This window comes from Acidovorax sp. 94, assembly GCF_003634645.1.
Taxonomy (GTDB): domain Bacteria; phylum Pseudomonadota; class Gammaproteobacteria; order Burkholderiales; family Burkholderiaceae_C; genus Acidovorax; species Acidovorax facilis.
In genome coordinates this window covers 4,668,700-4,694,056 of sequence record NZ_RBJA01000001.1, presented here as the reverse complement: position 1 = coordinate 4,694,056, position 25,357 = coordinate 4,668,700, and the positions used below count along the sequence as shown (strand labels likewise).

The 25,357-nt window shown below is 67.2% G+C and carries 21 protein-coding genes; 12 read left to right on the top strand and 9 right to left on the bottom strand.

The window, feature by feature from the left end:
* Positions 1–27 precede the first annotated feature (27 nt).
* The 4 genes from ybeY (at position 28) to C8C94_RS21605 (ending at position 4,644) form a co-directional block, all read left to right on the top strand.
* On the top strand, positions 28–489 hold the full coding sequence (gene ybeY, locus C8C94_RS21620) for an rRNA maturation RNase YbeY (RefSeq protein WP_121422170.1): 462 nt from the start codon (positions 28–30) through the stop codon (positions 487–489).
* 187 nt (positions 490–676) lie between these two features.
* Complete coding sequence (locus C8C94_RS21615; protein ID WP_121422169.1) at positions 677–2,479, top strand: hypothetical protein; 1,803 nt, start codon at positions 677–679, stop codon at positions 2,477–2,479.
* Between the two features lie 123 nt (positions 2,480–2,602).
* Positions 2,603–3,343 (top strand): sulfite exporter TauE/SafE family protein, encoded by a 741-nt coding sequence (locus tag C8C94_RS21610; RefSeq protein WP_121422168.1) that lies wholly within the window; start codon positions 2,603–2,605, stop codon positions 3,341–3,343.
* 83 nt (positions 3,344–3,426) lie between these two features.
* Entirely contained in the window at positions 3,427–4,644 is a 1,218-nt protein-coding gene (locus C8C94_RS21605; RefSeq protein WP_121422167.1) for an MFS transporter, read from the top strand.
* A 40-nt stretch (positions 4,645–4,684) separates the two neighbouring features.
* On the opposite strand, the gene dtd is transcribed toward C8C94_RS21605, so the two are convergent.
* Both dtd and C8C94_RS21595 read right to left on the bottom strand, forming a co-directional pair.
* The gene (gene dtd, locus C8C94_RS21600) at positions 4,685–5,137 is read right to left on the bottom strand and encodes a D-aminoacyl-tRNA deacylase (RefSeq protein ID WP_121422166.1); all 453 of its coding nucleotides are present in this window, start codon (positions 5,135–5,137) and stop codon (positions 4,685–4,687) included.
* Entirely contained in the window at positions 5,134–6,084 is a 951-nt protein-coding gene (locus tag C8C94_RS21595; RefSeq protein WP_121422165.1) for a cation diffusion facilitator family transporter, read from the bottom strand. Before C8C94_RS21595 ends, dtd begins: the two co-directional genes overlap by 4 nt.
* A 146-nt stretch (positions 6,085–6,230) precedes the next feature.
* Here C8C94_RS21595 and C8C94_RS21590 point away from each other — a divergent pair, with 146 nt between their 5' ends.
* From C8C94_RS21590 to C8C94_RS21575, 4 genes are all read left to right on the top strand, one after another.
* Positions 6,231–7,778, top strand: a complete 1,548-nt coding sequence (locus C8C94_RS21590) for a sensor histidine kinase (protein WP_121422164.1) — start codon at positions 6,231–6,233, stop codon at positions 7,776–7,778.
* Positions 7,768–8,400, top strand: coding sequence for a response regulator transcription factor (locus C8C94_RS21585; protein ID WP_121422163.1), 633 nt, complete (start codon positions 7,768–7,770; stop codon positions 8,398–8,400). Before C8C94_RS21590 ends, C8C94_RS21585 begins: the two co-directional genes overlap by 11 nt.
* Before the next feature lie 139 nt (positions 8,401–8,539).
* Positions 8,540–9,034, top strand: coding sequence for a heme-binding protein (locus C8C94_RS21580; protein WP_121423024.1), 495 nt, complete (start codon positions 8,540–8,542; stop codon positions 9,032–9,034).
* A gap of 41 nt (positions 9,035–9,075) precedes the next feature.
* A complete protein-coding gene (locus C8C94_RS21575) occupies positions 9,076–9,765 on the top strand; it encodes an ankyrin repeat domain-containing protein (RefSeq protein ID WP_121422162.1) in 690 nt (229 codons plus the stop codon).
* Positions 9,766–9,819: 54 nt separating this feature from the next.
* Here C8C94_RS21575 and C8C94_RS21570 read toward each other — a convergent pair whose 3' ends face one another.
* The 5 genes from C8C94_RS21570 to C8C94_RS21550 all read right to left on the bottom strand — a co-directional run bounded on the left by C8C94_RS21570 (position 9,820) and on the right by C8C94_RS21550 (position 15,623).
* Entirely contained in the window at positions 9,820–10,638 is an 819-nt protein-coding gene (locus C8C94_RS21570; RefSeq protein ID WP_121422161.1) for an amidohydrolase, read from the bottom strand.
* Between the two features lie 3 nt (positions 10,639–10,641).
* Complete coding sequence (locus C8C94_RS21565; protein WP_121422160.1) at positions 10,642–11,652, bottom strand: tripartite tricarboxylate transporter substrate binding protein; 1,011 nt, start codon at positions 11,650–11,652, stop codon at positions 10,642–10,644.
* A 120-nt stretch (positions 11,653–11,772) separates the two neighbouring features.
* Positions 11,773–12,516, bottom strand: a complete 744-nt coding sequence (locus tag C8C94_RS21560; RefSeq protein ID WP_121422159.1) for a GntR family transcriptional regulator — start codon at positions 12,514–12,516, stop codon at positions 11,773–11,775.
* A gap of 389 nt (positions 12,517–12,905) precedes the next feature.
* Entirely contained in the window at positions 12,906–14,309 is a 1,404-nt protein-coding gene (dbpA, locus tag C8C94_RS21555; RefSeq protein WP_121422158.1) for an ATP-dependent RNA helicase DbpA, read from the bottom strand.
* A 33-nt stretch (positions 14,310–14,342) separates the two neighbouring features.
* On the bottom strand, positions 14,343–15,623 hold the full coding sequence (locus C8C94_RS21550) for a DUF4010 domain-containing protein (protein ID WP_121422157.1): 1,281 nt from the start codon (positions 15,621–15,623) through the stop codon (positions 14,343–14,345).
* A 164-nt stretch (positions 15,624–15,787) separates the two neighbouring features.
* Between C8C94_RS21550 and C8C94_RS21545 the strand changes: the two genes are divergently transcribed.
* The 4 genes from C8C94_RS21545 (at position 15,788) to C8C94_RS21530 (ending at position 21,624) form a co-directional block, all read left to right on the top strand.
* Positions 15,788–17,860, top strand: coding sequence for a bifunctional diguanylate cyclase/phosphodiesterase (locus C8C94_RS21545; RefSeq protein ID WP_121422156.1), 2,073 nt, complete (start codon positions 15,788–15,790; stop codon positions 17,858–17,860).
* Positions 17,861–17,928: 68 nt separating this feature from the next.
* Positions 17,929–19,410, top strand: a complete 1,482-nt coding sequence (locus C8C94_RS21540; protein WP_055396354.1) for an AMP nucleosidase — start codon at positions 17,929–17,931, stop codon at positions 19,408–19,410.
* 24 nt (positions 19,411–19,434) lie between these two features.
* Positions 19,435–20,571 (top strand): GGDEF domain-containing protein, encoded by a 1,137-nt coding sequence (locus C8C94_RS21535; RefSeq protein WP_121422155.1) that lies wholly within the window; start codon positions 19,435–19,437, stop codon positions 20,569–20,571.
* Between the two features lie 117 nt (positions 20,572–20,688).
* On the top strand, positions 20,689–21,624 hold the full coding sequence (locus C8C94_RS21530) for an ATP-binding cassette domain-containing protein (protein ID WP_121422154.1): 936 nt from the start codon (positions 20,689–20,691) through the stop codon (positions 21,622–21,624).
* Here the strand turns inward: C8C94_RS21530 and C8C94_RS21525 are convergent.
* Together C8C94_RS21525 and purT are read right to left on the bottom strand one after the other, a co-directional pair.
* Positions 21,599–24,010 carry a bifunctional diguanylate cyclase/phosphodiesterase gene (locus tag C8C94_RS21525; RefSeq protein WP_121422153.1) on the bottom strand — a complete coding sequence of 804 codons (2,412 nt, stop codon included), beginning with the start codon at positions 24,008–24,010 and terminating at the stop codon, positions 21,599–21,601. The genes C8C94_RS21530 and C8C94_RS21525 overlap by 26 nt on opposite strands.
* 64 nt (positions 24,011–24,074) lie before the next feature.
* Positions 24,075–25,277: a formate-dependent phosphoribosylglycinamide formyltransferase gene (purT, locus tag C8C94_RS21520; RefSeq protein ID WP_121422152.1), complete on the bottom strand. Its 1,203-nt coding sequence runs from the start codon at positions 25,275–25,277 to the stop codon at positions 24,075–24,077.
* Positions 25,278–25,357: the final 80 nt, after the last annotated feature.

Sequence of the window (25,357 nt, the reverse complement as noted above, 5' to 3'; positions counted from 1 at the left end):
CAAGCGCTGGCGGCCAAAAAAGCAAAAATGTCTTTAAACCAACTCTCTCTGTCGCTGCAGTTCGGCAAGTTTGAAGGCGCGACCGCGCACCGCGCCGTGCTGCCACGCCACAAGGTCACCCGCTGGATTCGCCACGCGCTGGCCACCGATGCCGAGATCACCGTACGCATCGTAGGGGCCGAAGAAGGCCAGCAGCTCAACCGCGAGTACCGCAAGAAGGACTACGCCACCAACGTGCTCACCTTCGACTACACCCAGGAGCCCTTGGTAACGGCCGACCTGGTGCTGTGCGCCCCCGTGATCGAGCGCGAGGCCAAAGAGCAGAACAAAAGCCTGGAAGAACACTACGCCCACATGCTAGTGCATGGCACGCTGCATGCCCAGGGCTGGGACCACGAGACCAGTGAGGCAGATGCCGAGGAGATGGAGGAGTATGAAACCGCCATCCTGCAGGAGTTGGGCTTTGCCGACCCGTACGCGACTTCCTGAACGCTATCCCTGCTGCCGAGGGCAGCGGCGCACTTTTTACCATTTGGTACAAAGTGCTCGCATCTGCCGGGGCTCGGCGTTGTCTTGATAAGCGACGATTGACTCCTCCAGTGCGCGTCTCGCAGACCTGTTGGCACTCCCGCCGCGCGCCCTGCCTGTCTTCCCCCTTTTTTCAGGAGTCTTCTCTGTGATCAATTTCCAGCGACACCCTGCGCCCGTGGCGAATTCGGGCCTGCCATGCTTGTATCGCGCCTTGCTGCTGGCGGCGCCACTCGTTCTGGCGGCCTGCGGGGGCGGCAGTGGCGAATCGGAGCCCGCCGGACTCCCGGCCCCTTCCGGCTTCAGCGTGGCGAGCTACGGCCCCAAGACCTACAACTTGGGCTGGACCGTCACCCCGGGTGCGATGCGCTACGAACTGTTCGAGGACCCTGATGGCGCAGCAGGCCCCCAACCTGAATCGCTATTCGGCGTCGGCGCCGCCAACAACGTCACCAGCTTCCCCATACAGGTTGGGGGGCTGCTGCACGAGCGTGTGAATGCGAGTTACCGGCTGCGCGCCTGCGACGCGAGCGGCTGCGGCCCGTTCACGAGCGCGGTAACACCCGACCTCACCCAGGCCATAGGGCGCTTCGACCTGCCTGCCGGCGATCCGACGCAGCGATTTGGCGCCTACACGAACGCAATTGCCCTGTCGGCCGACGGTTTAACGCTGGCTGTCGGGTCGCCCCGCGAGGGCAGTTCAGACGGCCTGGCAGGGGCGGGCGCGGTGTACATCTTCAGCCGCAGCATGCCAGGCGTTGGCATGCCAGCCCCTGCCTGGGGTCTGCGGGCGCGGCTGGAAGGCAGCAGTCCGGCCGCAAAGATGGCCTTTGGCGCCAGCCTCGCACTATCGGCCAACGGTCGCACGCTGGCAGTGGGTGCACCAGAGGAAAGAAGCAATGCACGCGGCATCAACGGCGATGCGGCCAACCGCGACGCATATGGCGCGGGGGCTGCGTATATCTTCATGGACAACGGCAGCACCTGGAGCCAGCAGGCCTATATTAAAGCCCGCAACACGGCTGCGAAAGTCGAGACCTGCAGCCGCCTGGACATCTCTGGCACGGCTGTATTTCCATGCACCCCCCAACACTTTGGCTTCAGCGTGGCTCTGTCAGCCGACGGGAACCTGCTGGCGGTAGGAGCGCCCGAAGAAGGTGCTAACTTCACCCCGGGGTCTGCCGCCGTGTTGAGTGGACTCTCCTTCACCGGTGAAACCATTTTTGGGGGCGGCGTCGGAGCCGTTCACACCTTTGCCCGCAACAACGGCGGCTGGGCCGAGCAGGCGCACCTGCCAGGCAGCAGCGCCGACCCGACAATGGCCCGCTTTGGGGCGGTTGTAGCCCTGTCCAGCGACGGCACCGTGCTTGCGGCAAACACCGACAAGGACATCTCGGTCCTGACCCATCTCGGAGGTGTCTGGAGTGCACCCACGCAGGTGTGGCGCGTTCCTGCCGCAGGTGCGCTGACGGGTTCGCACAATCCCTTTGCAATGTCCAGGGACGGAAGCACACTGGCCGTCTTGGACCGCTCTGGAGGTACTGACGTTCAGCTGCGAACATTCACACGCACGGGGGACGCCTGGACGCAGCAGCCCGCATTGCCGGTCAAGGCTGCCGACGGGTTCTTTACAAACAGTGTCATGTTGTCGCTTTCTGCGGACGGCCGCATGCTTGCCGTGGGCAACCTCGACGATGCAAGCAACGCCTCTGGCATCAATGGCAACCCCAACAACCAGGCCTTATATTCAGCCGGAGCCGTCAATGTCTACCGCCGTGACGGCACCACCTGGGCGCACAGGGCCTACCTCAAGGCCCCCCAGCCGCGCGCACTTGCACGCTTCGGTGCCAGCGTCGCCCTGTCCGGTGATGCCAGCACCCTGGCCGTGGGCACCAGCAGTGCCACGGATGGCGTAACACCCGCCGCAGCCGACGCCGCCTATCTGTACTGATTGCATCGGCAGCCGGGACCCCACTGGCGACAGGGCTGAACACCCGACGAGGCTCACGGCAGGCAAAAGTGTTGCACCCGCGCCGTCGCCAATGGTGGCGGCGCCACCCCCTACCATCGGTGCATGCTCGACACGCCTTTGCTGCTCACCGCCGCCTTCGTTGCCGGCGCCCTCAACGCCGTCGCCGGAGGCGGCAGTTTTCTGACACTGCCCGCCCTCGTCTTCACCGGCGTGCCGCCTGTGGTGGCCAATGCCACGGGCACGGTGGCCCTGCTGCCCGGCTACATGGCCGGCGCATGGGGATTCCGCGAAGACACGGCCCCGCCGCCGGGGCTGTCGATGCGCTTGTTGGTGGTGCTCTCGCTCATCGGGGGCGCGGCCGGGGCCGCGCTGCTGCTGGTCACACCCGACGCCACCTTCCGCCGTGTGGTTCCCTGGCTGCTGCTGGCGGCCACGGCGCTGTTTGCATTCGGGCCGCAGCTGCGCCGGATGCTGGCGGGCGGCAAACCCTCCACCGCCAAGGCCACGGTGGGCGTGCTGGCGGTGGCTGCCTATGGCGGCTATTTCAACGGCGGGCTGGGCATCCTTCTGCTGGCGCTGTTCGGCCTGCTGGGGCAGACGAACCTGAACGCTATGAACGGCCTCAAGAACTGGGTGTCGGCCCTCCTTACCGCCATTGCCGTGCTCATCTATGCGGCAGGCGGCGTGGTGCTGTGGCCGCAGGCGCTGATGATGATGGTGGCAGCCACCGCAGGCGGGTATGGTGGTGCACGCGTGGCGCGCAAGCTGCCTGCTAACGTGCTGCGCTGGGGCATTGTGGCTACCGGGCTGGTAATGGCCGCTCTGTTCTTCTGGCGGCAGTGAGCGGCAGCCCCTTGCCGTCCTCGTCGGCATCTCCATCCTTTCCTGCGGACAGCGGCCGGCCATCACCGCGTGCGCTGTGGGCCATGCTGCTTGCGCTGCTCAGCGGGTTTGCACTGAGCCAGGCCTTTCGCACCACCACGGCCATGGTGGCCCAAGGACTGACGGCGGACTTCGGGCTCTCGCCAGGGTCGCTGGGCGCGTTTGCGGGGCTGTTTGGCCTTTCCTTCGGCGTGGCCCAGTTGCTGATGGGCTTGGGGCTGGACCTGTACGGCCTGCGGCGCACGGTACTCACGGCGTTTCCGCTGGCGGTTGCGGGGTCGGCGCTCTCGGCCACCGCGCCGACCTACCCCTGGCTGATGGCAGGGCAACTGCTGATCGGCGTGGGCTGCTCGCCCGCGTTTCTGGCCTGCACGCTGTTCATTGCACGGCATTTTCCAGCGGACCGGTTTGCCTACCTGTCGGGCGTGGCGATGGGTGTGGGTGGCCTGGGCCTGCTGTTCACCGGCACGCCGCTGGCCTGGCTGGTGCAACACGGCGGCGGCTGGCGCACGGGTTATGCCGTGTTGGCGGTGCTCAGCGCGCTGTCGTGGCTGCTGATCTGGCTGCGCGTGCACGAGCCCACTCCGCTGGTGCCTCCCCCGGCGCAGCGCGAAACCTGGGGCCAGGCGCTGCTGGGCTTTGGCCAGCTGCTCACCGTGCCGCACACCTGGGGCATTCTGCTGCTGGGCATGTCGGGCTACGCCGCATTTTTGTCGCTGCGCGGCCTGTGGCTGGCACCGCTGCTGATGGACCGCTACCACCTCTCGCTGGTGGACAGTGGCAACGTTGCGCTGGGGCTCTCGCTGATTGCCCTCTTCGCGCCGGGTCTGGGCGGTCGGCTGGACCCGGGCATCGCCCGCCGCAGGCGCTGGATCGGCAATGCATCGCTGCTCATGGCGAGCCTGTTCATGGTGCTGGCGTTCCTGCACGGGAGCGCTGCGGCCAGCGTGGTGCTGATTTTGCTGATGGGCCTGCTGTCGGGCTATGGCGTGCTGCAGTACGCCGATGTGCGGGCCTCCTATCCGCCTACGCTCACAGGCCGGGCACTGTCGGCCTACACCATGGCGATGTTCCTGGGTGTGGCGCTGATGCAGTGGTTCACTGGCATCGTCGCCACCTGGGCGCAGCGCCAGGGGTGGGATGCCTACACGGCCGTCATGCTGGCCATTGCCACCTGGCTGGCGCTGGCGTCGGCAGGGTTCCGGGTGCTGCCGGTGTCGCCCTTGGTTTCTCTCGAAAATAAAAGGAAAACAAGGCCATAGCGCTTATCCATCAAGCGCTGAATGCTATCTTTTTTGACCACTAAGCCGCTGTAGGAGGTATCCGCAGCGGGATGGTCACCGGGCCGTCATTGACGAGGTGCACCTGCATATCGGCGGCAAACTGGCCCGTGGCCACCTTGGGGTGCACCTTGCGCGCCTGGGCAACCACATAGTCGTACAGCCGCCGCCCCTCATCGGGTGCAGCCGCCTGGGTGAAGCTGGGGCGGTTGCCGCCGGTGGTGTCTGCCGCCAGCGTGAACTGGCTGACCAGCAGCAGGCCGCCACCGGTGTCCTGCACGCTCTGGTTCATCTTGCCTGCGGCGTCCGAAAAAATGCGCAGCTTGAGGATCTTGGCCAGCAGCTTGTCGGCCTCCATCTCCGTGTCACCGCGTTCGGCACACACCAGCACCAGCAGGCCTGCGCCGATGGCGCCCACGGTCTGCCCGTTCACATCTACGCGCGCTTCGCGCACACGCTGCAATACGCTGATCACTTCACGGCATCCTTCAAATCGTCACGGGGGTCGTCGAAATGCGCTTCCACATCGGTGGGCAGCAGCTCGATGGTGGCGCGCAGGCCGGGTACGGCGGTCATCAGCGCACGCTCGACCTGGCCGCGCAGCTCGGCGGCGTGGCGCAGGGTCCAGTCGGCGGGCATGTGCAGGTGCATGTCCACAAACTGGCGCTGGCCCGCACGGCGGGTGGAGACATGGTCAAACCGCACGGCACCGGGCGCCTGCGATAGCACAAACTGCTGCAACGTGGCGTCGATGGTGGCCTGCACCTCGGGCTCTACCGCTGAATCCATGAGGCCCTGGGAGGATCGCCACACCAGCTCCACGCCCTCTTTCAGGATATTCAGCGCCACTGCAATCGCCGCCAGCGCATCCAGCCACAGCCAGCCCGTGAGGGCCGCGCCCGCAATGCCCACCAGCACACCGGCCGAGGTCCACACGTCGGTGACGAGATGGCGCGCATCGGCCTCCAGCGCGATGGAGCGGTACTCGCGGGCCGAGCGGAACATGAGCCACGCGAGAAAGCCATTGAGCGCCGAGCTGAGCACCGACAGGCCCAGGCCCCAGCCCAGCTGTTCGATGGGCTGCGGGTCCATCAGCCGGTGCCCGGCCGCCCACAGGATGCCCGCCGACACCCCCACGATGAGGATGCCTTCGAACCCTGACGAAAAATACTCAGCCTTGTGGTGGCCGTAGGGGTGGTCGTCATCCGCAGGCCGCGCCGCCACGGTCACCATGGCCAGCGCAAACATGGCGCTGGCCAGGTTGACAAACGACTCCATCGCATCCGACAGCAGGCCCACCGAGCCAGTGACCACCCAGGCCAGCGTCTTGAGCGCGATGGTGATCCCCGCCACCGCAATAGACGCCCACAGCAGGTTGCGGGGTGTGAGCCATTGGTGAGGCTTTGGAGCAGGGTTGGACATGGGTGGAGATATTGGAGGAGTAGCGCTGAAGAACCGAGCCGGAATTACACCAGAGCGGCCTTAAGACCCGCTTTACGCCGTTTGCTCAGGCAGCGCTACCTTCGGCGAAGCGCGTCCCGCGCAAGCCCCCATGCCAGAATCCGCGCATGACCCCGGCATGGCGCCGCCGCCTTCCCTCGTACCGCACCCTGCATCTCCCCAGCCTGCTGCTCTGGGCCGTGGTCGCATGCGCGGGCGCCAGCTGGCTGGCCGTCGCGCGTTTGCAGCAACTGCACGCAGCGTTCGAGACCGACGCGCGCATCGTGCACCGGCTACTGAGCCAGCGTGTGGTGCAGCACGATGCCATCATGGCCACGCTGGCGTTGCTGCAGCCCACCGCCGCAGCGAGCAACGGCACCGACGCCGCATCCCCCCTGCCCCGACTGCCTTCGGTCTACCCGCAAATTCTGGCGGTGCTGCAGCGCACAGCGCAGAGTGATTGGCCCCCCGCACTGCAGGCAGAACTGGCGGCCGCTGAAGCCTCCTCACGCCGCACCGGCCATGCGGCCATGGCAGGGCTGAACCTGTCCGCAGGCCGCTATCACCTCGTTCTGGCAGGCACGCCCGCCAGCTACGCACTGCACATCGACCTGCGCAGCACCATTCCCACGGACGAGTGGCCCATGGACAGGACCACCAGCCCCGTGCGCGTGACGCTGGAGCGCGATGGCGAGGCTTTCGTCGTACAGCCGGGCCGATCCGAGGTGGGCGCCTGGAGCCGCACCTACGAGTTTCACAAGCTGTTGGCGGCACAAAGCCAGCCGCTGGACGTGGTGGCCCGCCGCAGCGTGGGCCTGCACGAGCTGCCGTGGTGGGGCATGCTGGGCTGGTGCGTGCTGACCGCTGCGCTGTGGGCTGCAGGCCGCGCACTGTGGCGCCAGCGCGTGGCCCGCCAGCGGGCCGAAGAACTGCTGCGCCTGGGCCAGGTGGCACGCCTGAACACACTGGGCGAGCTGGCCGCCGGCATGGCGCACGAGCTGAACCAGCCACTGACGGCCCTGCTGTCCAGCACCCAGGCCGCCCAGCGCCTGCTGGCCGATGAGCCGCCTGATCTCGACACCGCACAGACGGCCATGGCACGTGCGGTGGAGCAGGCACGCCGCGCCTCCACCGTGGTGGGTCGCCTGCGCCGCCTGGTGGAGCGCCCCGACCTGGCAGGCCAGGCCCAGCCGCTGGCGCTGCCCACGGCCGTGCACGACGCGCTGCACCTGCTAGAGCCCGAGCTGGCCCAGCGGGGTGTGGTGCCCAGCGTGACCACCGCCCCCGACCTGCCCACCGTGCTGGCCGAGCCTGTGGCCCTGCAGCAGATCATCCACAACCTGCTGATGAATGCATTGCAGGCCCTGGAACAGGTGCCAGCCACCGAACGCCAGCTGCACATTGCCATGGCACGCACCGATACCGGGCACGTGGCCTTGTCGGTGCGCGACCACGGCCCGGGCATACCACCCGAGGCACGCCAGCGCCTGTTCGAGCCGTTCTACACCACACGCACGGGTGGGCTGGGACTGGGCCTGACACTGTGCGACAGCCTGGCGCAGGCCATGGGCGCGCAGCTGGCCCTGGCGCCTGAGGCCGCTGCGCCAGCCCAAGACCTACGGGGCGCAGAGTTTGTGCTGACCCTGCCCACCGCACCGCCCGCCCATGACCGATAGCGCGCCATCCCTCTCGCCCCTGATCCACCTGGTGGACGACGATGCCGCCGTGCGCGACAGCCTCTCCCTGCTCATCAGCACCGTGGGCCTGCGCGTACAGGCCTGGGCCGACCCGCAGTCCTTCATGGCAGGGTTTGACCGCGCCAGCATCGGCGCCATCGTGCTCGATGTGCGCATGCCCGGCATCAGCGGCCTCACGGTGCTGGAGCAGCTGCTCGCGCAGGGCGTGGACCAGCCCATGATCCTGCTGACCGGCCACGGCACGGTGGAGATGTGCCGCCGCGCGTTCAAGGCCGGGGCGGCGGAGTTTCTCGAAAAGCCCGTGGACGACGAAGTGCTGATCGAAGCCCTGCAGAACGCCGTGCGCCAGCATGTGCGATCCCGCGAGCGCCACCAGGCCGACCAGCAGGCGCGCGAGCGCTTCGCGCAACTGTCGGCCCGCGAGCGTGAGGTGCTGGGCCTGATCGTCGAGGGGCTGACCAACAAGGAAATCGGCCGCGCGCTGGAGCTGTCGCCCCGCACGGTGGAAACGCACCGCGCCAACCTGTTTGGCAAGCTGGGGGCAGAGTCGCTGGCGCAACTGATACGGCGGTATGCGGCGCTGGTGGATGCGGCATCCTGAGCTGCTTCGCCAAGGCCTTCCGTAGTTTTACGGAGGCCCGCGCGTAGCCGCCCGAATGGCTGAAAACCGCAGCGTTTTCTACAGTTCTCCCACGGCGCCACAACGGGTGGTGCCGACGTCAAAAACACCGGAGAACACCATGCAAAACCGCCTCGCCACCATCGCCGCCCTCACCCTGTCCCTGATCGCCACAGCGGCCAGCGCCGAAGGCGTACGCACCGAAAAGAACATCTCGCTGGACCTGGCCACGCAGATCGCCGCGCAAACCGTCGCCACCTGCAGCGCCAACGGCTACAACGTGACCGCCACCGTGGTGGACCGCGCAGGCACCGTGCGCGCCGTGCACCGCGCCGACAACGCAGGCCCCCACACGCTGGAAGCCAGCCGCCTGAAGGCCTACACCTCGGCATCGGCCAAGAACACCACGCTGGCCATGATGGAAGGCGCGCAGAAAAACCCCGCTGCTGCCAACCTGGTGAACATCCCTGGCTACCTGCTGCTGGGCGGTGGCGTGCCGGTGAAGGTGGGTAACGAAGTCATCGGCGCCGTGGGCGTGGGCGGCGCACCTGGCGGCCACCTGGACGAGCAATGCGCCGTGGCCGGCATCGCCAAGGTGCAGGATCTGCTGAAGTAACCCCCCGCCCACACCTGCAACGCACGCCATCGGAGACACCCGTGAAGCACTGGAACCTTGTACTCACACTGGCCGCTGCACTGGCCTGTGCCACCACGGCCCAGGCCCAGGTGCCTCCGACGGCGGCCGAAACAGCGGCCTACCAGGGCCTGCATGCCGCTGCGGCGCGGGGTGACATGCCGACGTTGAACAAGCTGATTGCCGCAAAGGGTGATCTGAACGCACGCGACGCTTACGGCCGCACACCGCTGCATGTGGCCACCTACGCGCGGCAGGCCGAAGCGATCCGCACCCTTGCCAAAGCAGGCGCTGGCCTGGATCTGCTGGAAAACGACCGTTATGACGCCGTGACCATTGCCGGCGTGGCCGACGACGAGGCTACGCTGCGCGTGCTGCTGCAACTGGGCGCCAGCGCCAAACAGGTGACCAGCCGCTACGACGGCACGGCGCTCATCGCCGCTGCCCACCTGGGACACGACGGCGTGGTGCGCCAGCTGATCGCCGCTGGCGCGCCGCTCGACCATGTGAACAACCTGCACTGGACGGCGCTCATCGAGTCCATCGTGCTGGGCAACGGCGGCCCGCGCCACCAAGCCACCCTGCAAGCCCTGTTGCGGGCGGGTGCGAGCCAAACGCTGACCGACCGGCAGGGCAACACGCCGCTCCAACTTGCACGGCAGCGCGGCTTCAGCGAAATGGTGCGGATGCTGGAAACGGCAGGCGCCAGGTAAAGAGACGGCGGGTGCGGGAAGCACCCATGCCAATGCCCCCATACGCACTTCGCTTCAGCGGTACAGCTTAGCGCCCGCCATGCGCACCTTGTCGGCGCGCGCCGAGCCCAGGGCATCCACCACCGGCTCCCACACACTCGCGTAAGCGGGCATGGCGTGCGGAGCAAACGCCGTATGGGGCCAGTCCGAACCCCACACCAGCCGCTCACCCATCAGCCCTGCCACGCGGCGGATCGCGCCGTGCAGTTCGGCGTAGGGCACCGCAGCCTGCAGGCGGTACCAGCCCGACAGCTTGACCCATGCCCCCAAGTCGGCCAGCTTTGCCAGTGCCTGCCAGGCCGCATCGTCCTGCGCCACGGCGGCGTGCATTCCCGCCAGATGGTCCAGCACGCAGGGCAGGCCCGTTTGCGCATGCAGCTGGGCAATCTGCGCGAGTTGTGCGGGTGCTGCATACCACTGCACATGCCAGCCCAGCGCCTTCAGGCGGGGCGCCAGCGCCTGCATGGCCTGCGCCCCGTTGCCCACGGGGGACACCAGATTGAAACGCACGCCGCGCACGCCCAGTGCGTGCATGGTGTGCAGTTCGCTGTCGGCAATGTCGGTATCCACCACCACCACCGCGCGGTGCCGACCCGGTTCGCGCGCCAGGGCGTCGAGCATCAGCCGGTTGTCGGTGCCGTACACGCTGGGCTGCACCAACACGAGGTGGCCCACGCCCAGCTTCGCGGCTTCTGCCTCAATGCGTTCGAGAGGCTGGTGCGCAGGCTGGTAGTGCCCGGCCTGGACCGGGGCGGCGGCATCAAACACATGGACGTGCGTGTCCCATCCCTCCTGGGCATCCCGCAACGGCGCGGATGTGGCCAACACATCCATCGGTCAGCCCACCACGATCTTGCGCTCACGGATGACCTTGCCCCACTGCACTTGCTGGGCCTGGATGAACTTGCCCGCACTGGCCTGGGTGGCATCGGGAAAGGCATCGCCGCCCAGCGCGCGGATGCGGCCCAGCACCTCAGGGTCTGCCAGCGCCTTGCGGATGGCGTTGACCAGCTGCGTGCGCGCCTCGGGCGCAATGCCCGCCGGAGCCAGCACGGGGTTCCACTCCAGCACTTCGTAGTCGGCCACGCCGGCCTGCGCCATGGTGGGCACATCGGGCAGCGAGCGAGCGCGCACGGCGCTGGTCACTGCCAGCGGCCGCAGCTTGCCCGCCTGGATGTGGCCAAGTGACGAGGCCACATTGGCAAAGAACAGCGGCACCTGGCCGCCCATCACGTCGTTCATGGCAGGGCCGCCCCCACGGTAGGGAATGTGGGACAGCCGCACGCCAGTGCGCTCTTCAAACAACGCCCCCGCCAGATGCTGGGCCGAACCATTGCCGGACGACGCATAGGCCACGTCCTCGGGCTTGGCCTTGGCGCGTGCGATGACTTCCTTGACGGAATTGACACCGAAGCCCGGGTGGCACACCAGCACGTTCGGAAAGGTCGCCAACACGGCCAGTGGCACAAAGGCCGTGTTGCTGTCGTAGGGCAGCTTGGGGTAGAGCGATGGATTGACGGCGAACGACGATGCATCGAGCAGCAGTGTGGTGCCATCCGGCGTGGCGCGGGCCACGGCCGATGCGGCCAGCTGGCCGCTGGCGCCGGGCTTGTTGTCCACCACCACGCCTTGCCCCAGCGCCTCGGCCATGCGGGGCGCGATGATGCGGGCCATCAGGTCGGCACCGCCGCCTGCCGGGTAAGAGACAACCAGGGTCACGGTGCGTCCGCCGCCCACGCCCGCGGCGCGGGTGTGCACCCAGGGGGCGGCCAAGGTGGCGCCCACAGCAGCCAGCGCCGCGCGGCGCGACAGACCAGGGGGGTTCAGAGGATCGGACAGAGGGGGCATACAGGTCTCCTTGGTTGAGTTTTCAGGCGTTCAGGGGGACACGCAGGAAGCTGGCGCCCCAAGTCCAGCAGGGGGTGTGGAACTGGCTTGCCAGGCCACGGACACCCCCGCGGTTGTCGTTCATGTAATGGTCACGGTGTAGTGAAAGGCATGGGCATCGCCGCGCGTGGTGCGCCATTCGACGCAGCGCCCGCCCAGGTCGTAGGCGGCCCGTTGCACCACCACGCCCGGATGGCCTGCGGCCAGCCCCAGGGGGATGGCCTGAGCGGCTGTCAGCACGGCAAAACCAATGTCGTCCACGGCACGGTGCACATGCACGCCGCAGCGCCGCGCGAACATGGGGTACAGCAGGTCGTCCCATTCGGCGGTGCTGCCTTCGGCCAGGGAAGCAAACACATCCAGCGGCAACCACAGCTCTTCCAGCAGACAGGGCTGGTCGGCCAGCAGGCGCAAACGCTGCAGCCGCAGCACCATCTCGCCCGTGGCCAAGCCCAGCCTGCGGGCCACGACGGCCGGGGCCGCCACGCGCTGACGTGACAGGATGCGCGAGCGTGGCATTTCGCCACTGCCGCTGTCAAACCTAAAAAAGCGCAGCATCGACGCACCGGCAATCCCCTGGCGCACAAAGGTGCCCCGGCCGTGTATGCGTTCTACCAGGCCTTGCGCCACCAGGAGTTCCAGCGCACGGCGCATGGTGCCCAGCGCCACCTGGTGCTCGGTGGCCAGCAGGCTTTCTGCCGGCAGGGCCGAGCCGGGTGGCCACTCCCCTGCCACCACGCGGGCACGCAGGGCGGCGGCCAGGGCGGCGTAGCGGCTCAGGCCCGGGGCACTGTCAAAGGCAACAACTTTGTGGGATGTGGTCATGCCAAGAACTATAGTCTTCTATAGGTCTTGATGCAATGCGTAGATGTCACAGGCGGCGTGAAAAAACAGCTGCGGAAATGATCCGCCGCCGGGCAGAACCTGGTCACTATCAAACAGATAGCAACAAATGACACCCATCAAGCGCTGGCGGCATTTTTCACCCAAACTTTCACCTGCCACCAGCGCAGCCAGCCTCCGCGCAGCGGCGCTGGCCCCACGTGAGCGCCTCAGAGGCTGAGGGTTTTTTAGCCGTGCCCGAAAGGCGCGCGAAAACGCCTCGGATCTAGGCGCAAAGCACAGCCACAGCTCGGGCTATGGCGAGCATTTGCAACGACGAGCCGGGGCGTTTTCGCGTGCAAGGCGGGCATGGATAAAAGACTCTCAGCCTCTCAGTCCGTGACGAGCCGCGCCTTCACGGTCTTGCCCTTCACGCGGCCCTGGTTCAGGCGCTGGGCGGCCTGGGCGCCGATGGCGCGGTCCACCGCCACGTAGGTGGAGAAGTCGTTCACATTGATCTTGCCGATCTGCTCGCGGGTGTAGCCCATCTCGCCCGTGAGCGCGCCCAGTACGTCGCCCGCACGGATCTTTTCCTTGCGGCCACCGATGATCTGGATGGTGACCATGGGCGGCACCAGCGGGCCGCTGCCCGTGGGCGTGAGGTCCGCCACAGGGAACCAGCGCGACTCGCGGCCCTGCAGTTGCTCGATCTTGCCCACGGAGCCCATCTCGTCCAGGCTGGCCAGGTTCAGCGCCAGGCCGTCGGCATCGCCCCGGCCGGTGCGGCCAATGCGGTGGATGTGCACCTCGGGGTCGGGCGTCACATCCACGTTGATCACGGCGGCCAAGTTGGCAATGTCGAGGCCCCGCGCGGCCACGTCGGTGGCCACCAGCACCGAGCAACTGCGGTTGGCAAACTGCACCAGCACCTGATCACGCTCACGTTGTTCCAGCTCGCCAAACAGCGCCAGCGCGCTGAAGCCCTGGGCCTGCAGCACCCCCACCAGGTCGCGGCACTGCTGCTTGGTGTTGCAAAAGGCGATGGACGATTCTGGGCGGAAGTGGTTGAGCAGCTGCGACACCGTGTGCAGGCGCTCGCTGTTTTTCACCTCGTACCAGCGCTGCTCGATCTTGCCTTCGGCATGCTGGGCCTGCACCGTGATCTGCTCGGGCGACTTCATGAACTGGGCGCTGAGCTTGGCGATGCCCTCGGGGTACGTGGCCGAAAAAAGCAGCGTCTGGCGCTCCTTGGGGCACTGCTTGGCCACCACGACGATGTCGTCGAAGAAGCCCATGTCGAGCATGCGGTCGGCCTCATCGAGCACCAGGGTGTTGAGCGCTTCCAGCGACAGGTGCTGGCGCTCCAGGTGGTCCATCACGCGGCCGGGCGTGCCCACCACGATGTGCGCGCCATGCTCCAGGCTCAGTGTCTGGGCGCGCAGCGGCACGCCGCCACACAGGGTCACGACCTTGATGTTTTCTTCGGCCCGCGCCAGGCGGCGGATCTCGGTGGTCACCTGGTCGGCCAGCTCGCGCGTGGGGCACAGCACCAGCGCCTGCACCGCAAAACGGCGGGGGTTGAGGTTGGCCAGCAGGGCCAGGGCAAACGCGGCGGTCTTGCCGCTGCCGGTGCTGGCCTGGGCGATCAGGTCCTTACCCAGCAACGCGGGCGGCAGGCTGGCCGCCTGGATGGGGGTCATGGTGGTGTAGCCCAGCTGCTGCAGGTTGGCCAGCGTGGCGGGGCTCAGGGCCAGCGCGCTGAAATCAGCGCGGGCTTGGTTTTCTTTGGAGGTCATGGGTCGATTATCCGGCCCCGCCTTCACCAGCCGCTATGCCTGCAGGGCCAACACCCCCACAAAAGCCAGGGTGTGCGCCAGCACGCCCGGTGCCACAGCCAGCGCGTAGCGCCAGCCACCACTGGCCAGGGCCACCGCGCACTTGCTGCCTGCATGCACCAGCAGCGCGGCCATCAGGGCCTGCGCGATGGCGGGTGCGGCCGCGCTGTGCGGGCCGCCGCGCACCAGCACGGCCGCCGTGGCGGCATGCACGTCGGCCAAGGCCGCCAGCAGCGCGCCTGCCAGCATGCCCGCGTCGCCTTGCCACGCCGTGAGCCCCTGCACACCGGCCTGAATGCCAGTGAGCAGAGCCGCAATCAGCAAGGCATCGCGCAGCTTGAACATAGGGGTGTCAGGGGGTACAGCAACCGCCACCTCCGCACCGGCGTCCATAGCCTTCGCAGACAGGTGCGCCGCGCCGCGCCCGCCCCACCATCCCACGGCGGCCGCCACACACCCGCCCGCCAGCGCGGGCAGCCACAGCCGCGCCAGCCACTGCGGCTGCACGGTGGCGGCCACCACCACGATCTGGGCCATGGTGGCCACACACGACAGCACCGCAGCGCCTGCGTTGGTGTGCGCCGTGGCCCGGCCCGCTCGCACCTCCATACCCAGGCTGCCGATGGTGGCGGTGCTCGACACAAACCCGGAGGCCAGCGCCGACAGCGCCACGGCATGGCGCGCCTGCATCAGTCGCTTGGCCAAGTGCGCCAGCGACTGGATCACCAGCAGCACGATGACCAGGCGCACCACCACCTGCGGGTTCAGCACGTCTTGCCACAGGGGGGTGTTGGGGGCCAGTGGATACACCAGCAAAGCCAAGGCGGCCAGAATGAGCCCGCTGCGCACCTCGCCGGGCTGCAGCCACTGGTTGGAAAACTGGTGCAACACGTCCCGCAACGCCAGCAGCCCCGTCACCACCACCGCCAGGGCGGCGGCCAGCAACTGGTCGCGCGCGCAGGTCACCCCGATCAGATAGGCCAGAAACAAGGCGATCTCGGTGGTGACGCCAGGGTCGCCAGAGCGGTCGCGCGCATAGGCCACCACCGTGAGGGCCGCTACCAACACGGCCCCCACCACCACCAGCACAGGAACCGCCGTGAGCGCAGCTGCCGCGCCCCCCAGGGAAGCCAGGGTGAACGACCGCACCCCGGCCAGCGCCCGGTCGGGCCCCGCCCCTTTGCGACGCTCGCGCTCAATACCCATCAGCAACCCGCACCCCGCTGCGCTCGCCAGCACGGCCAGCGCTGAGGAAAAACCTCCGAACTCCTGCATGGAACTCCTGCACCTTTCCTGTCTTTTGTTCTTCTGGCAATGCCCCATGGTGACAGAAAGACCCACCGCAACCCACCCACCCGCGCAGCAAACTTGCATGGGGAGTTGCCCCAAGCCTTGCTGTCAGGTCTATCGGCTATAACAAAACCCATCAGCGCCTGCCCATGCAAGACATCACCAACGCAGCCCCCACCCCTGGCCCCCGTGGCTCCAGCGATGCTTTGCTGCGGCTGATTGCAGACTCCGTGCCCGCGCTGATGGCCTACTACAACCTGCCCGGCCTGTGCTGCCAGTTCGCCAACCAAGGCTATGCCGCCTACAACGGCCACACGACCGAGTCCATCCTGGGCCTCACGGTGCAGGAGGCCATCGGCGACAAGGCCTGGCTGGCCATCCAGCCGCATGTGGAACGGTCCGCATGCGGCGAACATGTGAAGTACACACGTGAGCAGACCTTGCCCAATGGCGAGGCCCGCATGATCGAGGTCAACCTGATCCCGCACTTTGACGCCAGCGCGCAGCAGCTGGGCTCGTTCGTTCTGATCACCGACATCACCGAGCGCTGGCGCGCGGAGCGCCAAGTGCGCCAGAGCGAAGAGCGCATGCGCAAGTTCACCGAGGCCACGGACGAGGCCATCGTGTTCCACCGCGACGGCATCATCACCGACGGCAATGAGGCACTCACCCGCCTGACGGGTTATGCGCTGCAGGAGGTGGTGGGGTTTTCCATCTTCCACTTCATCAGTCCCGAATGGAGGGCCGTGGCGCTGGACTACACGCGCACCGGGCGCGAAGACCCCTACGAAGTGACCATCCGCCACAAGGACGGTCATGTCATTCCCGTGGAGGTGGTGGGAAAGACCATGCCACTGCACCATGCCGACTACCGCATCGTGGTGGTGCGTGACATCACGGCCCGCAAGCAGGCCCAGGAACGCGAGGCCTTCATTGCGCTGCACGACACGCTCACGCAGTTGCCCAACCGCCACTTCCTGATGGAGCAGCTGTCGCAGGTGCTGTCGCTGGCCCGCAGGCGCCACGGCCGTGCGGCCGTGCTTTTTGTGAACCTTGACCATTTCAAGACGGTGAACGACTCGCTGGGCCACCATGCAGGCGACCAGCTGCTGTGCAACGTGGCCGAACGCCTGCGCCAGGGCGTGCGCGACGCTGACGTGGTGGCGCGGCTGGGCGGCGATGAGTTTGTGGTGGTGCTGACCGATGTGCAGGGCCCCGACGATGCCGCCCGGGTGGCCGACAAGCTGCTTGCGTCCATGCACGGCGTGTTCACCCTGGGCCAGGTGCCGCTGACGGTGTCCCCCTCCATCGGTATCAGCCTTTTCCCCGAACACGCCACCACCGGCGATGCACTGCTGCGCTGCGCCGATGCAGCCATGCACCACGCCAAGGAAAGCGGCCGCGGCAACCGCCAGTTCTACACCCTGAGCATGGAAGCCAGCGCCATCGACGTGCTGCAGCACGAGCGCCTTCTGCGCGAGGCCATTGTGGACAACGCCTTTGTGCTGCACTACCAGCCCCAGATCAGCCTGGAAGACGGCTCCCTGCAGGGGCTGGAGGCTCTGGTGCGCTGGCGCCACCCGCAGCGCGGCCTGGTGGGGCCGGACGAGTTCATCACCTTTTCGGAATCGCGCGGCCTCATCACCCCCATCGGCCGCTGGGTGATGCGCGAGGCCTGCCGCCAGCTCAAGGAATGGCAGGACGAGGGCCTGGCCCTGGTGCCCGTGGCGGTGAACCTGTCTGCCCTCGAATTTCGCCAGCGCGATGTCGCTGGCGAAATCGCTGCGGCGCTGCGCGATACCGGCCTGGCGCCGCAGTACCTGGGGATTGAGCTGACCGAATCCGTGCTCATGCACCAGACCGGCCAGGTGCTGGACACCCTCAATGCCCTCAAAGCGCTGGGCGTGGGCATCTCGATCGACGACTTTGGCACGGGGTATTCGTCGCTGGCCTACCTCAAGCGCTACCCCATCGACAGCCTCAAGATCGACCGGTCTTTTGTGGTGGACACGCCCGGCAATCCCGACGACGTGGCCATCGTTACGGCCGTCATTCAGATGGCCCGCAGCCTGCAGCTCAAAACCGTGGCCGAAGGGGTGGAAACCCCGGCGCAGGTGCAATTGCTCAAGGGCCTGGGGTGTGACCTGATCCAGGGGCATGTGGTGTCGGTGCCGCTGGATGCCGTGGCGCTCCAGCGCTGGATGCGCGATTTGCCGGTGTAAGAACCTGTTTCCGATCCCTTCCCGGGGCCGTCACACAGACACGTTCCCGGCTTGTGGACAATAGGGGCATGCCCCTCATCCCCGACTTCATCGCCCCCACCCGCCACACCGACCCGGCCGACGCACTGGCCCAGGTGCAGCGCATTTACCAGCAACAGATTGGCCACCTGCGCGACGCCATGCAGCGTTTTGTGGCAGGCGAAACGCCCGAAGGCGCCGTGCGCGCGTTTTACCCCTTTGTACGGGTGCACACCACCACCGTGGCGCGGGCCGACACCAAGCTGGCCTATGGTTTTGTGGAAGGCCCTGGGCGCTACGAAACCACCCTCACCCGGCCCGACCTGTTCGCTCACTACTACGCCGAGCAGTTTCGCCTGCTGCGCGCCAGCCACAACGTGGAGCTGGAAGTGGGCACCAGCGCCCACCCCATTCCGATCCATTTTTCGTTTGCCGAGCACGACCACATCGAGGGCACGCTGACGCCCGAGCGCCGCATGCTGATGCGCGACGTGTTCGACCTGCCCGACCTGGCTGCCATGGACGACGGCATCGCCAACGGCACCTGGCAGGCCCGCCCGGGCGAGGCGCAGCCGCTGTCGCTGTTCACCGCGCCGCGCGTGGACTACTCGCTGCACCGCCTGCGCCACTACACGGGAACGGCGCCCGAGTGGTTCCAGAACTTCGTGCTGTTCACGAATTACCAGTTCTACATCGACGAATTTGTGCGCCTGGGCCACGCCGAGATGGCCAAGCCCGACAGTGAATACATCGCCTTCATCGAGCCGGGCAACGTGGTCACCCGCCGCGTGGGATTGGGTGCCCAGCCCGGCGACGAACTGGGCGTAGCCCCGCCGCGCTTGCCGCAAATGCCCGGCTACCACCTCGTGCGCGCAGACAGCAGCGGCATCACCATGGTCAACATCGGTGTAGGCCCCGCCAACGCCAAGACCATCACCGACCACATCGCCGTGCTGCGCCCCCACGCCTGGATGATGCTGGGCCACTGCGCGGGCCTGCGCAACAGTCAGCAGCTGGGCGACTACGTGCTGGCCCACGCCTATGTGCGTGAGGACCATGTGCTGGACGAAGACCTGCCGCTGTGGGTGCCCATCCCGGCGCTGGCCGAGATCCAGCTCGCATTGCAGCAGGCCGTGGCCGATGTCACGCAGATCAGCGGCGCCGACCTGAAGCGCGTGATGCGCACCGGCACCGTGGCCAGCACCGACAACCGCAACTGGGAGCTGCTGCCCGACAACACGCCCCAGCGCCGTTTCAGCCAGAGCCGCGCCGTGGCGCTGGACATGGAAAGCGCCACCATCGCCGCCAATGGTTTTCGCTTTCGCGTGCCCTACGGCACCCTGCTGTGCGTGAGCGACAAGCCCCTGCACGGCGAAATCAAGCTGCCCGGCATGGCCAACCACTTCTACCGCGAGCGGGTGGACCAGCACCTGCGCATCGGCATGCGCGCCATCGAGATCCTGCGCAACGGCGGCGTGGACCGCCTGCACAGCCGCAAGCTGCGCAGCTTTGCCGAGGTCGCTTTTCAGTAAACACAGGCCCCGGGGCCACTGCGTATGCCACTGGATTTCCTCACGCTGATGACGGTCATGGCGGCCAACCTGTTCATGATCTCGGCCGCGCTGCCGCTGATCATGGGCCGGGACGTGAGCCGCGCGGCCCGCCATGTGCAGGCCAGCATGCTACTGCAGGCCGTGGCCTGGGCGGCCATCATTGCCTCATCCACCCTGTGGGACCAGACCCTTTCCACCGTGTCGATTGCCTGCAACGCGGCCGCACAGTGGATGCTGTACCGGGCGCTCGAAGAATGGCTGGGCCCCCGTCCCTTGCGCCGCCTGCTGCTGGTGCTGGTGATAGCCGCCCCACTGGGCTACACCCTGGGCTTTGGTCACTACGCCTGGCGCGTGGGCTGGGCCAACTTTGTATTGGCCACCATCCTGTGCATCGTTGCGCGCGCCACCCTGGCGCCGGTGGTCGAGGCCAACCTGCGCTGGCGCAGCCTGCTGCTGGGCTGCCTGCTGACGTCGGCCGCGTTCACGTTGGCGCGGGGCATGCTGGGCGCCTTCACCGACCAGTACCCCAGCTTTCGCACTCCCCATCCTGTCAACCTCGCTGCCGCCGTGGCCACCAACGTGAGCCTGGTACTCGGCACGGTCGCCCTGCTGGTGGCCTGGCGGTCGGAGGCTGAACACAAGCTGCGCACGCTGGCGATGACCGACGGCCTCACCGGCGTGCTCAACCGGCGCGGCTTCACCACCCAAGGCAGCAGCCTGCTGGCCCACGCCGCACGCCACCAGTTGCCCATGACGGCAATGATGCTGGACCTGGACCACTTCAAGCAGGTCAACGACACCCATGGCCACGAGGCTGGTGACCGCGCCCTGCAACTGTTTGCCCGTCTGCTGGGCGACACCTGCCGCAGCGGCGACCTGGTGGGCCGCCTGGGTGGCGAGGAGTTTGGTGTGCTGCTGTTGCACAACAGCGAGCCCGCCGGACTGGCCCTGGACCGGCGACTGCGCAGGCGCCTGCATGCAGCCAGTGTGGCCGAGCTGGGCTTTGCGCTGGACTACAGCGCCGGGATGGCCGTCCTGCAGCCCGGCGAGGCCGCCCTGGCGGAACTGATGGCCCGTGCCGACGGCGCCCTCTATGCAGCCAAGACGGCGGGCCGTGGGCGGCTGGTCGCAGCGGACTGAGCCAATTGATCCTCTTTTGATAGCAATCAGTGCACTATCCACCTGCGCTAAGTGTTGATTTTTGCTACAACGACTGCGCGCAACACCGGGTATGCCCACGTCGCACACAATCGCCCCATGACCGCACTTTTTGAAGCTCTGCACCTGCGCAAACGTTATGGCGAGACCACGGTGGTGGACGACGTGTCCTTCGCGATTGCTCCCGGCGAATGCCTGGGCGTCATCGGCCCCAACGGTGCTGGAAAGACCACCACCATCCGCATGTGCCTGGGCCTGGCGTCACCGGATGGCGGCGAAGTGCATTTCACCTCCAAGCCCGGCACCGCACCGCTGCACATGCCACGCGATGCGCTGGCCATCAAGGCGCAGCTGGGTGTGGTCACGCAGTTCGACACCCTCGACCCGGACTTCACCTGCGCCGAGAACCTGCGCGTGTTCGGCCGCTACTTTGGGCTGAAGGGCGCATTGATGGACGAGCGTGCACCCCAGTTGCTGGAGTTCGCAGCCCTCACCCACAAGGCCGATGCCAAGCCGGGCGAGCTATCGGGCGGCATGAAGCGGCGCCTGTCGCTGGCGCGCGCCCTGGTCAACAACCCGCGCCTGCTGCTGCTGGACGAGCCCACCACCGGCCTGGACCCGCAAGCCCGCCACCTGATGTGGGAGCGCCTGCAACTGCTGCTGCAGCAAGGCAAGTCGATCCTGCTGACCACCCACTTCATGGACGAGGCCGAGCGCCTGTGCTCGCGCCTGCTGGTGCTGGACCACGGCCGCAAGATTGCGGAAGGCCGCCCGCGCGAGCTGATCGCCCAGCACCTGGAGCCGGATGTGGTGGAGGTGTTCGGCGTGGGGGCCGTGCAGATGTCCGAAGACGCCGCGCTGCGTGCCCTGGCCGCGCGCGTGGAGATCAGCGGCGAGACGGTGTTTTTCTACACCCAGAACGCCCAGCCGCTGTTGCAGGCGCTGGGGCAGCATGGCCACCTGCGCACGCTGCACCGGCCTGCGAATCTGGAGGATTTGTTCCTCAAGCTCACGGGGCGGCAGATCCGGGAATAGGGCCGGCGGGAGGGCCTGCCACCCGGCCCTGCCACCAGTTTTCAAGGTCTTGTGGCGCGCAAGGCGGGGAAAAGAGGTAACCCTGCAGTTCGTCGCAGCCCAGCCGGGTCAGCCACTGGGCCTGGTGCTCGGTTTCCACGCCCTCGGCCACCGTGCGCAGGCCCAACTTTTGCGCCAGGGCCACGATGGCGTCCACCAGCATTTCGCCCCGGTCATTGCTCCCCAGGTCGTTGACGAAAGAGCGGTCGATCTTGAGCTTGCGCACCGGAAACCGCTTGAGCTGGCTCAGTGACGAATAGCCGGTGCCGAAGTCGTCGATGACCAGCTGCACGCCCAGCGCGGTGAGGCGCTGCATGGTCTGCAGGGCCTCCTCCACGGGCTCCATGATCGAGCTTTCAGTGATCTCCAATTGCAGCAACCGGGGTGGGCACCCGGTGCTTTGCAAGGCGCGGGCCACCACCTGGTCCAGCTCGGGCTCCTGGAACTGACGGGCCGAGAGGTTCACCGCCACCGGGATCTCCCCCCAACCGGCATCCAGCCACCGACGTGCCTGCGCGCAGGCCTCGTTCAGCACCCATTCGCCCAGTGGCACGATCAGCCCCGTTTCTTCCGCAATACCGATGAACTGCAGCGGAGACACCAGCCCACGCTCCGGGTCCGCCCACCGCACCAGCGCCTCCACCGACGACACGCGCCCCGTCCGCGCATCCATGATGGGCTGATAGTGCAGGCGCAGCCCGTCGTGCTCGATGGCATGGCGCAGGCCCGCCTCCACCCGCAGGCGCTCCGTCAACACCTCCGTCATGTGCGGGCTGAAGAAAGCCAGCCGGTTCCCCCCCAGGTCCTTGGCGTCGTACATGGCCACGTCTGCATTGCGCAACAACAGGTCGCCAGAGTCCCCATCCTGTGGAAAGACCGCAATCCCCAGGCTGGTGCCCAGCAACCAGCTGGACGTGCCGGTCTCCACAGGCAGGGTCAGCGCCCGCACAATGCGCCGCGCCATGGGCTCCACCACCGCCGGGTCCGGCAGGTCGGGCAGCACCACCACAAACTCATCCCCACCCGGCCGGGCCACCACATCGCCAGGACGCACACAACCCTGCAACCTGGCCGCCACCTCCTTGAGCAAGGCATCGCCCCGTGCATGTCCCAGGCTGTCATTCACTCCTTTGAACCGGTCCAGGTCCATGGCCAGAACGGCCACGCAGTGGCCCTGCTCCCGCGCCCGGTCCAACGCCGCGTCCAGCCGCTCCGTGAGGCTGTAGCGGTTGGCCAAGTCGGTCAGGGGGTCTCGCCGCGCCTGGCGCTCCAGCGTCTCCGTGTGTTGCGCGATGGACTGCTGCTGGCGCAGCAGGGACTCCGCCATCCGGTCCAGTGCCCGGGCCACCTGCCCCAGCTCTCCCGGGGGATAGGGTGTACCAATGGGTTCGGCGTAGTTGCCAGCATCCATGCGGCCAATGGCACGTATGGCGCGCATGGCATGGCGGCGCACCGCAAATTCCACCAACAGAAAAGCAGCAACGAACACGATGACCGCCAGCGCCAGCACCCCCAGCAGTGCGCGCCGGAACTGGCGCTCCACCGGGCCACGCAGGTCGTCCTCGGGCACGGCCAGGGCCAGACGCAGATCCGAGCCCTGTGCGCGCGGCAACTGGGCGCGCACCCAGACGCGACGCACGCCATCGGCCCCCTCCATCACGGCATGCCCTTCGACCGCTTGCAACATGAAAGTGCGTTCGGCGTCCCCCAGGGTCAGCGGCGCCACCTCCGGCCGGCGGAAGTCCATGACCACCGAACCGTCGGCATTCCATACCTGCAGATGCATACGCTCATAGCGCTGTGCATGCACCGTGGCCTGCCCGTAGTCCTGCATGTCGAGCGAGGCCAGCAGGATGAAGCGCAACGCGCCTCCCGCATCGCGCACCGGGTAGGCCACCTGCAGCACCCCCTTGCCCGTCAGGCGGCCTATGACCGCTTCCAGCACCGGCCCGGAGGCTGTCAGCGCACGCTGAAAGTAACTGCGGTCCCGGAGGTCCAGCGTACGGCCACTGCGCAGCGAATCACAGAACAGGGAACCATCGGGCTGGATGGTGAGGATGCCGGTGTACTGGGGATGTTCCTTGAGGACATCTGCCAGGAAATCAGAGCAGGCGCCCTTGTCGCCCGCCGCCAGCAGGGGTACGCGCCCAAGGCCAAACAGGAGTTGCCCGGTACCAGCGATCTTGTCGTCCAGGTCGCTGGCAATGATGCCTGCCCTGGCCACCAGTCGGTCGCGCGCCTGTCCGGTGGTGGCCACCCGGAACTCCAAAAGCAGCCACACCAGGGCCGGCACAGGCAACAAAGAGGCTGCCAGCACCAGCCACAGGATCCGCGCACTCAGGCTCACAGGGGTTCTCCTTCACAGAAGCGCCGTCGTCGCACCGGCCCGCCGCAACTGCGGCCGCAGGCTATCAGGCCACGCGGGGCCTGACCTTGCTCGCCGCCAGCTTGGCGTTCGCGCGCGCCGTGTCCACATTCTGAGCCCGAGCCAGCGCCACGCCCATGCGGCGCTTCACAAAACTCTCGGGCTTGCCGAACAGGCGCAGGTCGGTGCCCGGCACGCGCAGCGCTTCTTCCACGCCGTCGAACACGATGCCCTGGGCTTCCACACCGCCGTAGATGACGGCACTGGCGCCGGGGTTGCGCAGACTGGTGTCCACGGGCAGGCCCAGGATGGCGCGGGCGTGCAGCTCAAACTCGCTCTGGTGCTGGGTGCACAGCGTGACCAGGCCCGTGTCGTGCGGGCGGGGGCTCACTTCGCTGAACCAGACTTCCTGGCCCTTGACGAACAGCTCCACGCCAAACAATCCCTGGCCGCCCAGGTTGTCGGTCACGGCCTTGGCGATCTGGCGCGACTGTTCGAGTGCAGTCGGGTGCATGGCGTGGGGCTGCCAGCTCTCCACATAGTCGCCGCTCACCTGCACATGGCCGATGGGGTCGCAGAAACTGGTGGTGATTTGGCCATCGGCGCCCACCGAACGCACGGTGAGCTGGGTGATTTCGTAGTCAAAGTCGATGAAGCCCTCGACGATCACGCGGCCGTGGCTCACCCGGCCACCGGCCATGGCGTAGTCCCAGGCCTTTTGCACGTCGGCGGGGCCGTCGATCTTGCTCTGGCCCTTGCCCGAGCTGCTCATCACGGGCTTGACGATGCAGGGGTAACCAATCCCGCCATCAATCGCGGCCTGCAACTCTTCGAGCGAATTACAGAATTTGTACGGGCTGGTGGGCAACCCCAGCGTCTCGGCGGCCAGCACGCGGATGCCTTCGCGGTCCATGGTCAGGCGCGCGGCGCGGGCCGTAGGGATCACGCGCACGGTGCCCGCGGCTTCCAGCTCTTCGAGCATGGGGGTCGCGATGGCTTCGATCTCGGGCACCACCAGGTGGGGCCGTTCGGCTTCGATCAGCGCCTTGAGCTGGGCCGGGTCGCTCATGGTGATGGTGCGCGCGTGGTGGGCCACCTGCTGGCCGGGCGCGTTCTCATAGCGGTCCACGGCAATGGTTTCCACCCCCAGGCGCTGCAGCGCGATCAGCACCTCCTTGCCCAGCTCGCCCGAGCCCAGCAGCATGACTTTGGTGGCATGGGGGGACAGAGGGGTTCCGAGGGTGGTCATGGTGGGGGCTTTCGAGAAGGTGAAAAAGTCGGTAAATGGCGGGACGCAGGCGACTTTAATGCACCCGGGCGCAGAACTTG

Excerpts from the sequence above, each read along its gene's own strand:
- C8C94_RS21605 (WP_121422167.1), top strand. The coding sequence starts at position 3,427 with ATGCTGCTTGCGCTGCTCAGCGGGTTTGCACTGAGCCAGGCCTTTCGC.
- C8C94_RS21585 (WP_121422163.1), top strand. The coding sequence starts at position 7,768 with ATGACCGATAGCGCGCCATCCCTCTCGCCCCTGATCCACCTGGTGGAC.
- ybeY (WP_121422170.1), top strand. The coding sequence starts at position 28 with ATGTCTTTAAACCAACTCTCTCTGTCGCTGCAGTTCGGCAAGTTTGAA.
- C8C94_RS21545 (WP_121422156.1), top strand. The coding sequence starts at position 15,788 with ATGCAAGACATCACCAACGCAGCCCCCACCCCTGGCCCCCGTGGCTCC.
- C8C94_RS21590 (WP_121422164.1), top strand. The coding sequence starts at position 6,231 with ATGACCCCGGCATGGCGCCGCCGCCTTCCCTCGTACCGCACCCTGCAT.
- C8C94_RS21535 (WP_121422155.1), top strand. The coding sequence starts at position 19,435 with ATGCCACTGGATTTCCTCACGCTGATGACGGTCATGGCGGCCAACCTG.
- C8C94_RS21580 (WP_121423024.1), top strand. The coding sequence starts at position 8,540 with ATGCAAAACCGCCTCGCCACCATCGCCGCCCTCACCCTGTCCCTGATC.
- C8C94_RS21550 (WP_121422157.1), bottom strand. The coding sequence starts at position 15,623 with ATGCAGGAGTTCGGAGGTTTTTCCTCAGCGCTGGCCGTGCTGGCGAGC.
- purT (WP_121422152.1), bottom strand. The coding sequence starts at position 25,277 with ATGACCACCCTCGGAACCCCTCTGTCCCCCCATGCCACCAAAGTCATG.
- C8C94_RS21610 (WP_121422168.1), top strand. The coding sequence starts at position 2,603 with ATGCTCGACACGCCTTTGCTGCTCACCGCCGCCTTCGTTGCCGGCGCC.
- C8C94_RS21530 (WP_121422154.1), top strand. The coding sequence starts at position 20,689 with ATGACCGCACTTTTTGAAGCTCTGCACCTGCGCAAACGTTATGGCGAG.
- C8C94_RS21570 (WP_121422161.1), bottom strand. The coding sequence starts at position 10,638 with ATGGATGTGTTGGCCACATCCGCGCCGTTGCGGGATGCCCAGGAGGGA.
- C8C94_RS21560 (WP_121422159.1), bottom strand. The coding sequence starts at position 12,516 with ATGACCACATCCCACAAAGTTGTTGCCTTTGACAGTGCCCCGGGCCTG.
- C8C94_RS21565 (WP_121422160.1), bottom strand. The coding sequence starts at position 11,652 with ATGCCCCCTCTGTCCGATCCTCTGAACCCCCCTGGTCTGTCGCGCCGC.
- dbpA (WP_121422158.1), bottom strand. The coding sequence starts at position 14,309 with ATGACCTCCAAAGAAAACCAAGCCCGCGCTGATTTCAGCGCGCTGGCC.
- C8C94_RS21540 (WP_055396354.1), top strand. The coding sequence starts at position 17,929 with ATGCCCCTCATCCCCGACTTCATCGCCCCCACCCGCCACACCGACCCG.
- C8C94_RS21595 (WP_121422165.1), bottom strand. The coding sequence starts at position 6,084 with ATGTCCAACCCTGCTCCAAAGCCTCACCAATGGCTCACACCCCGCAAC.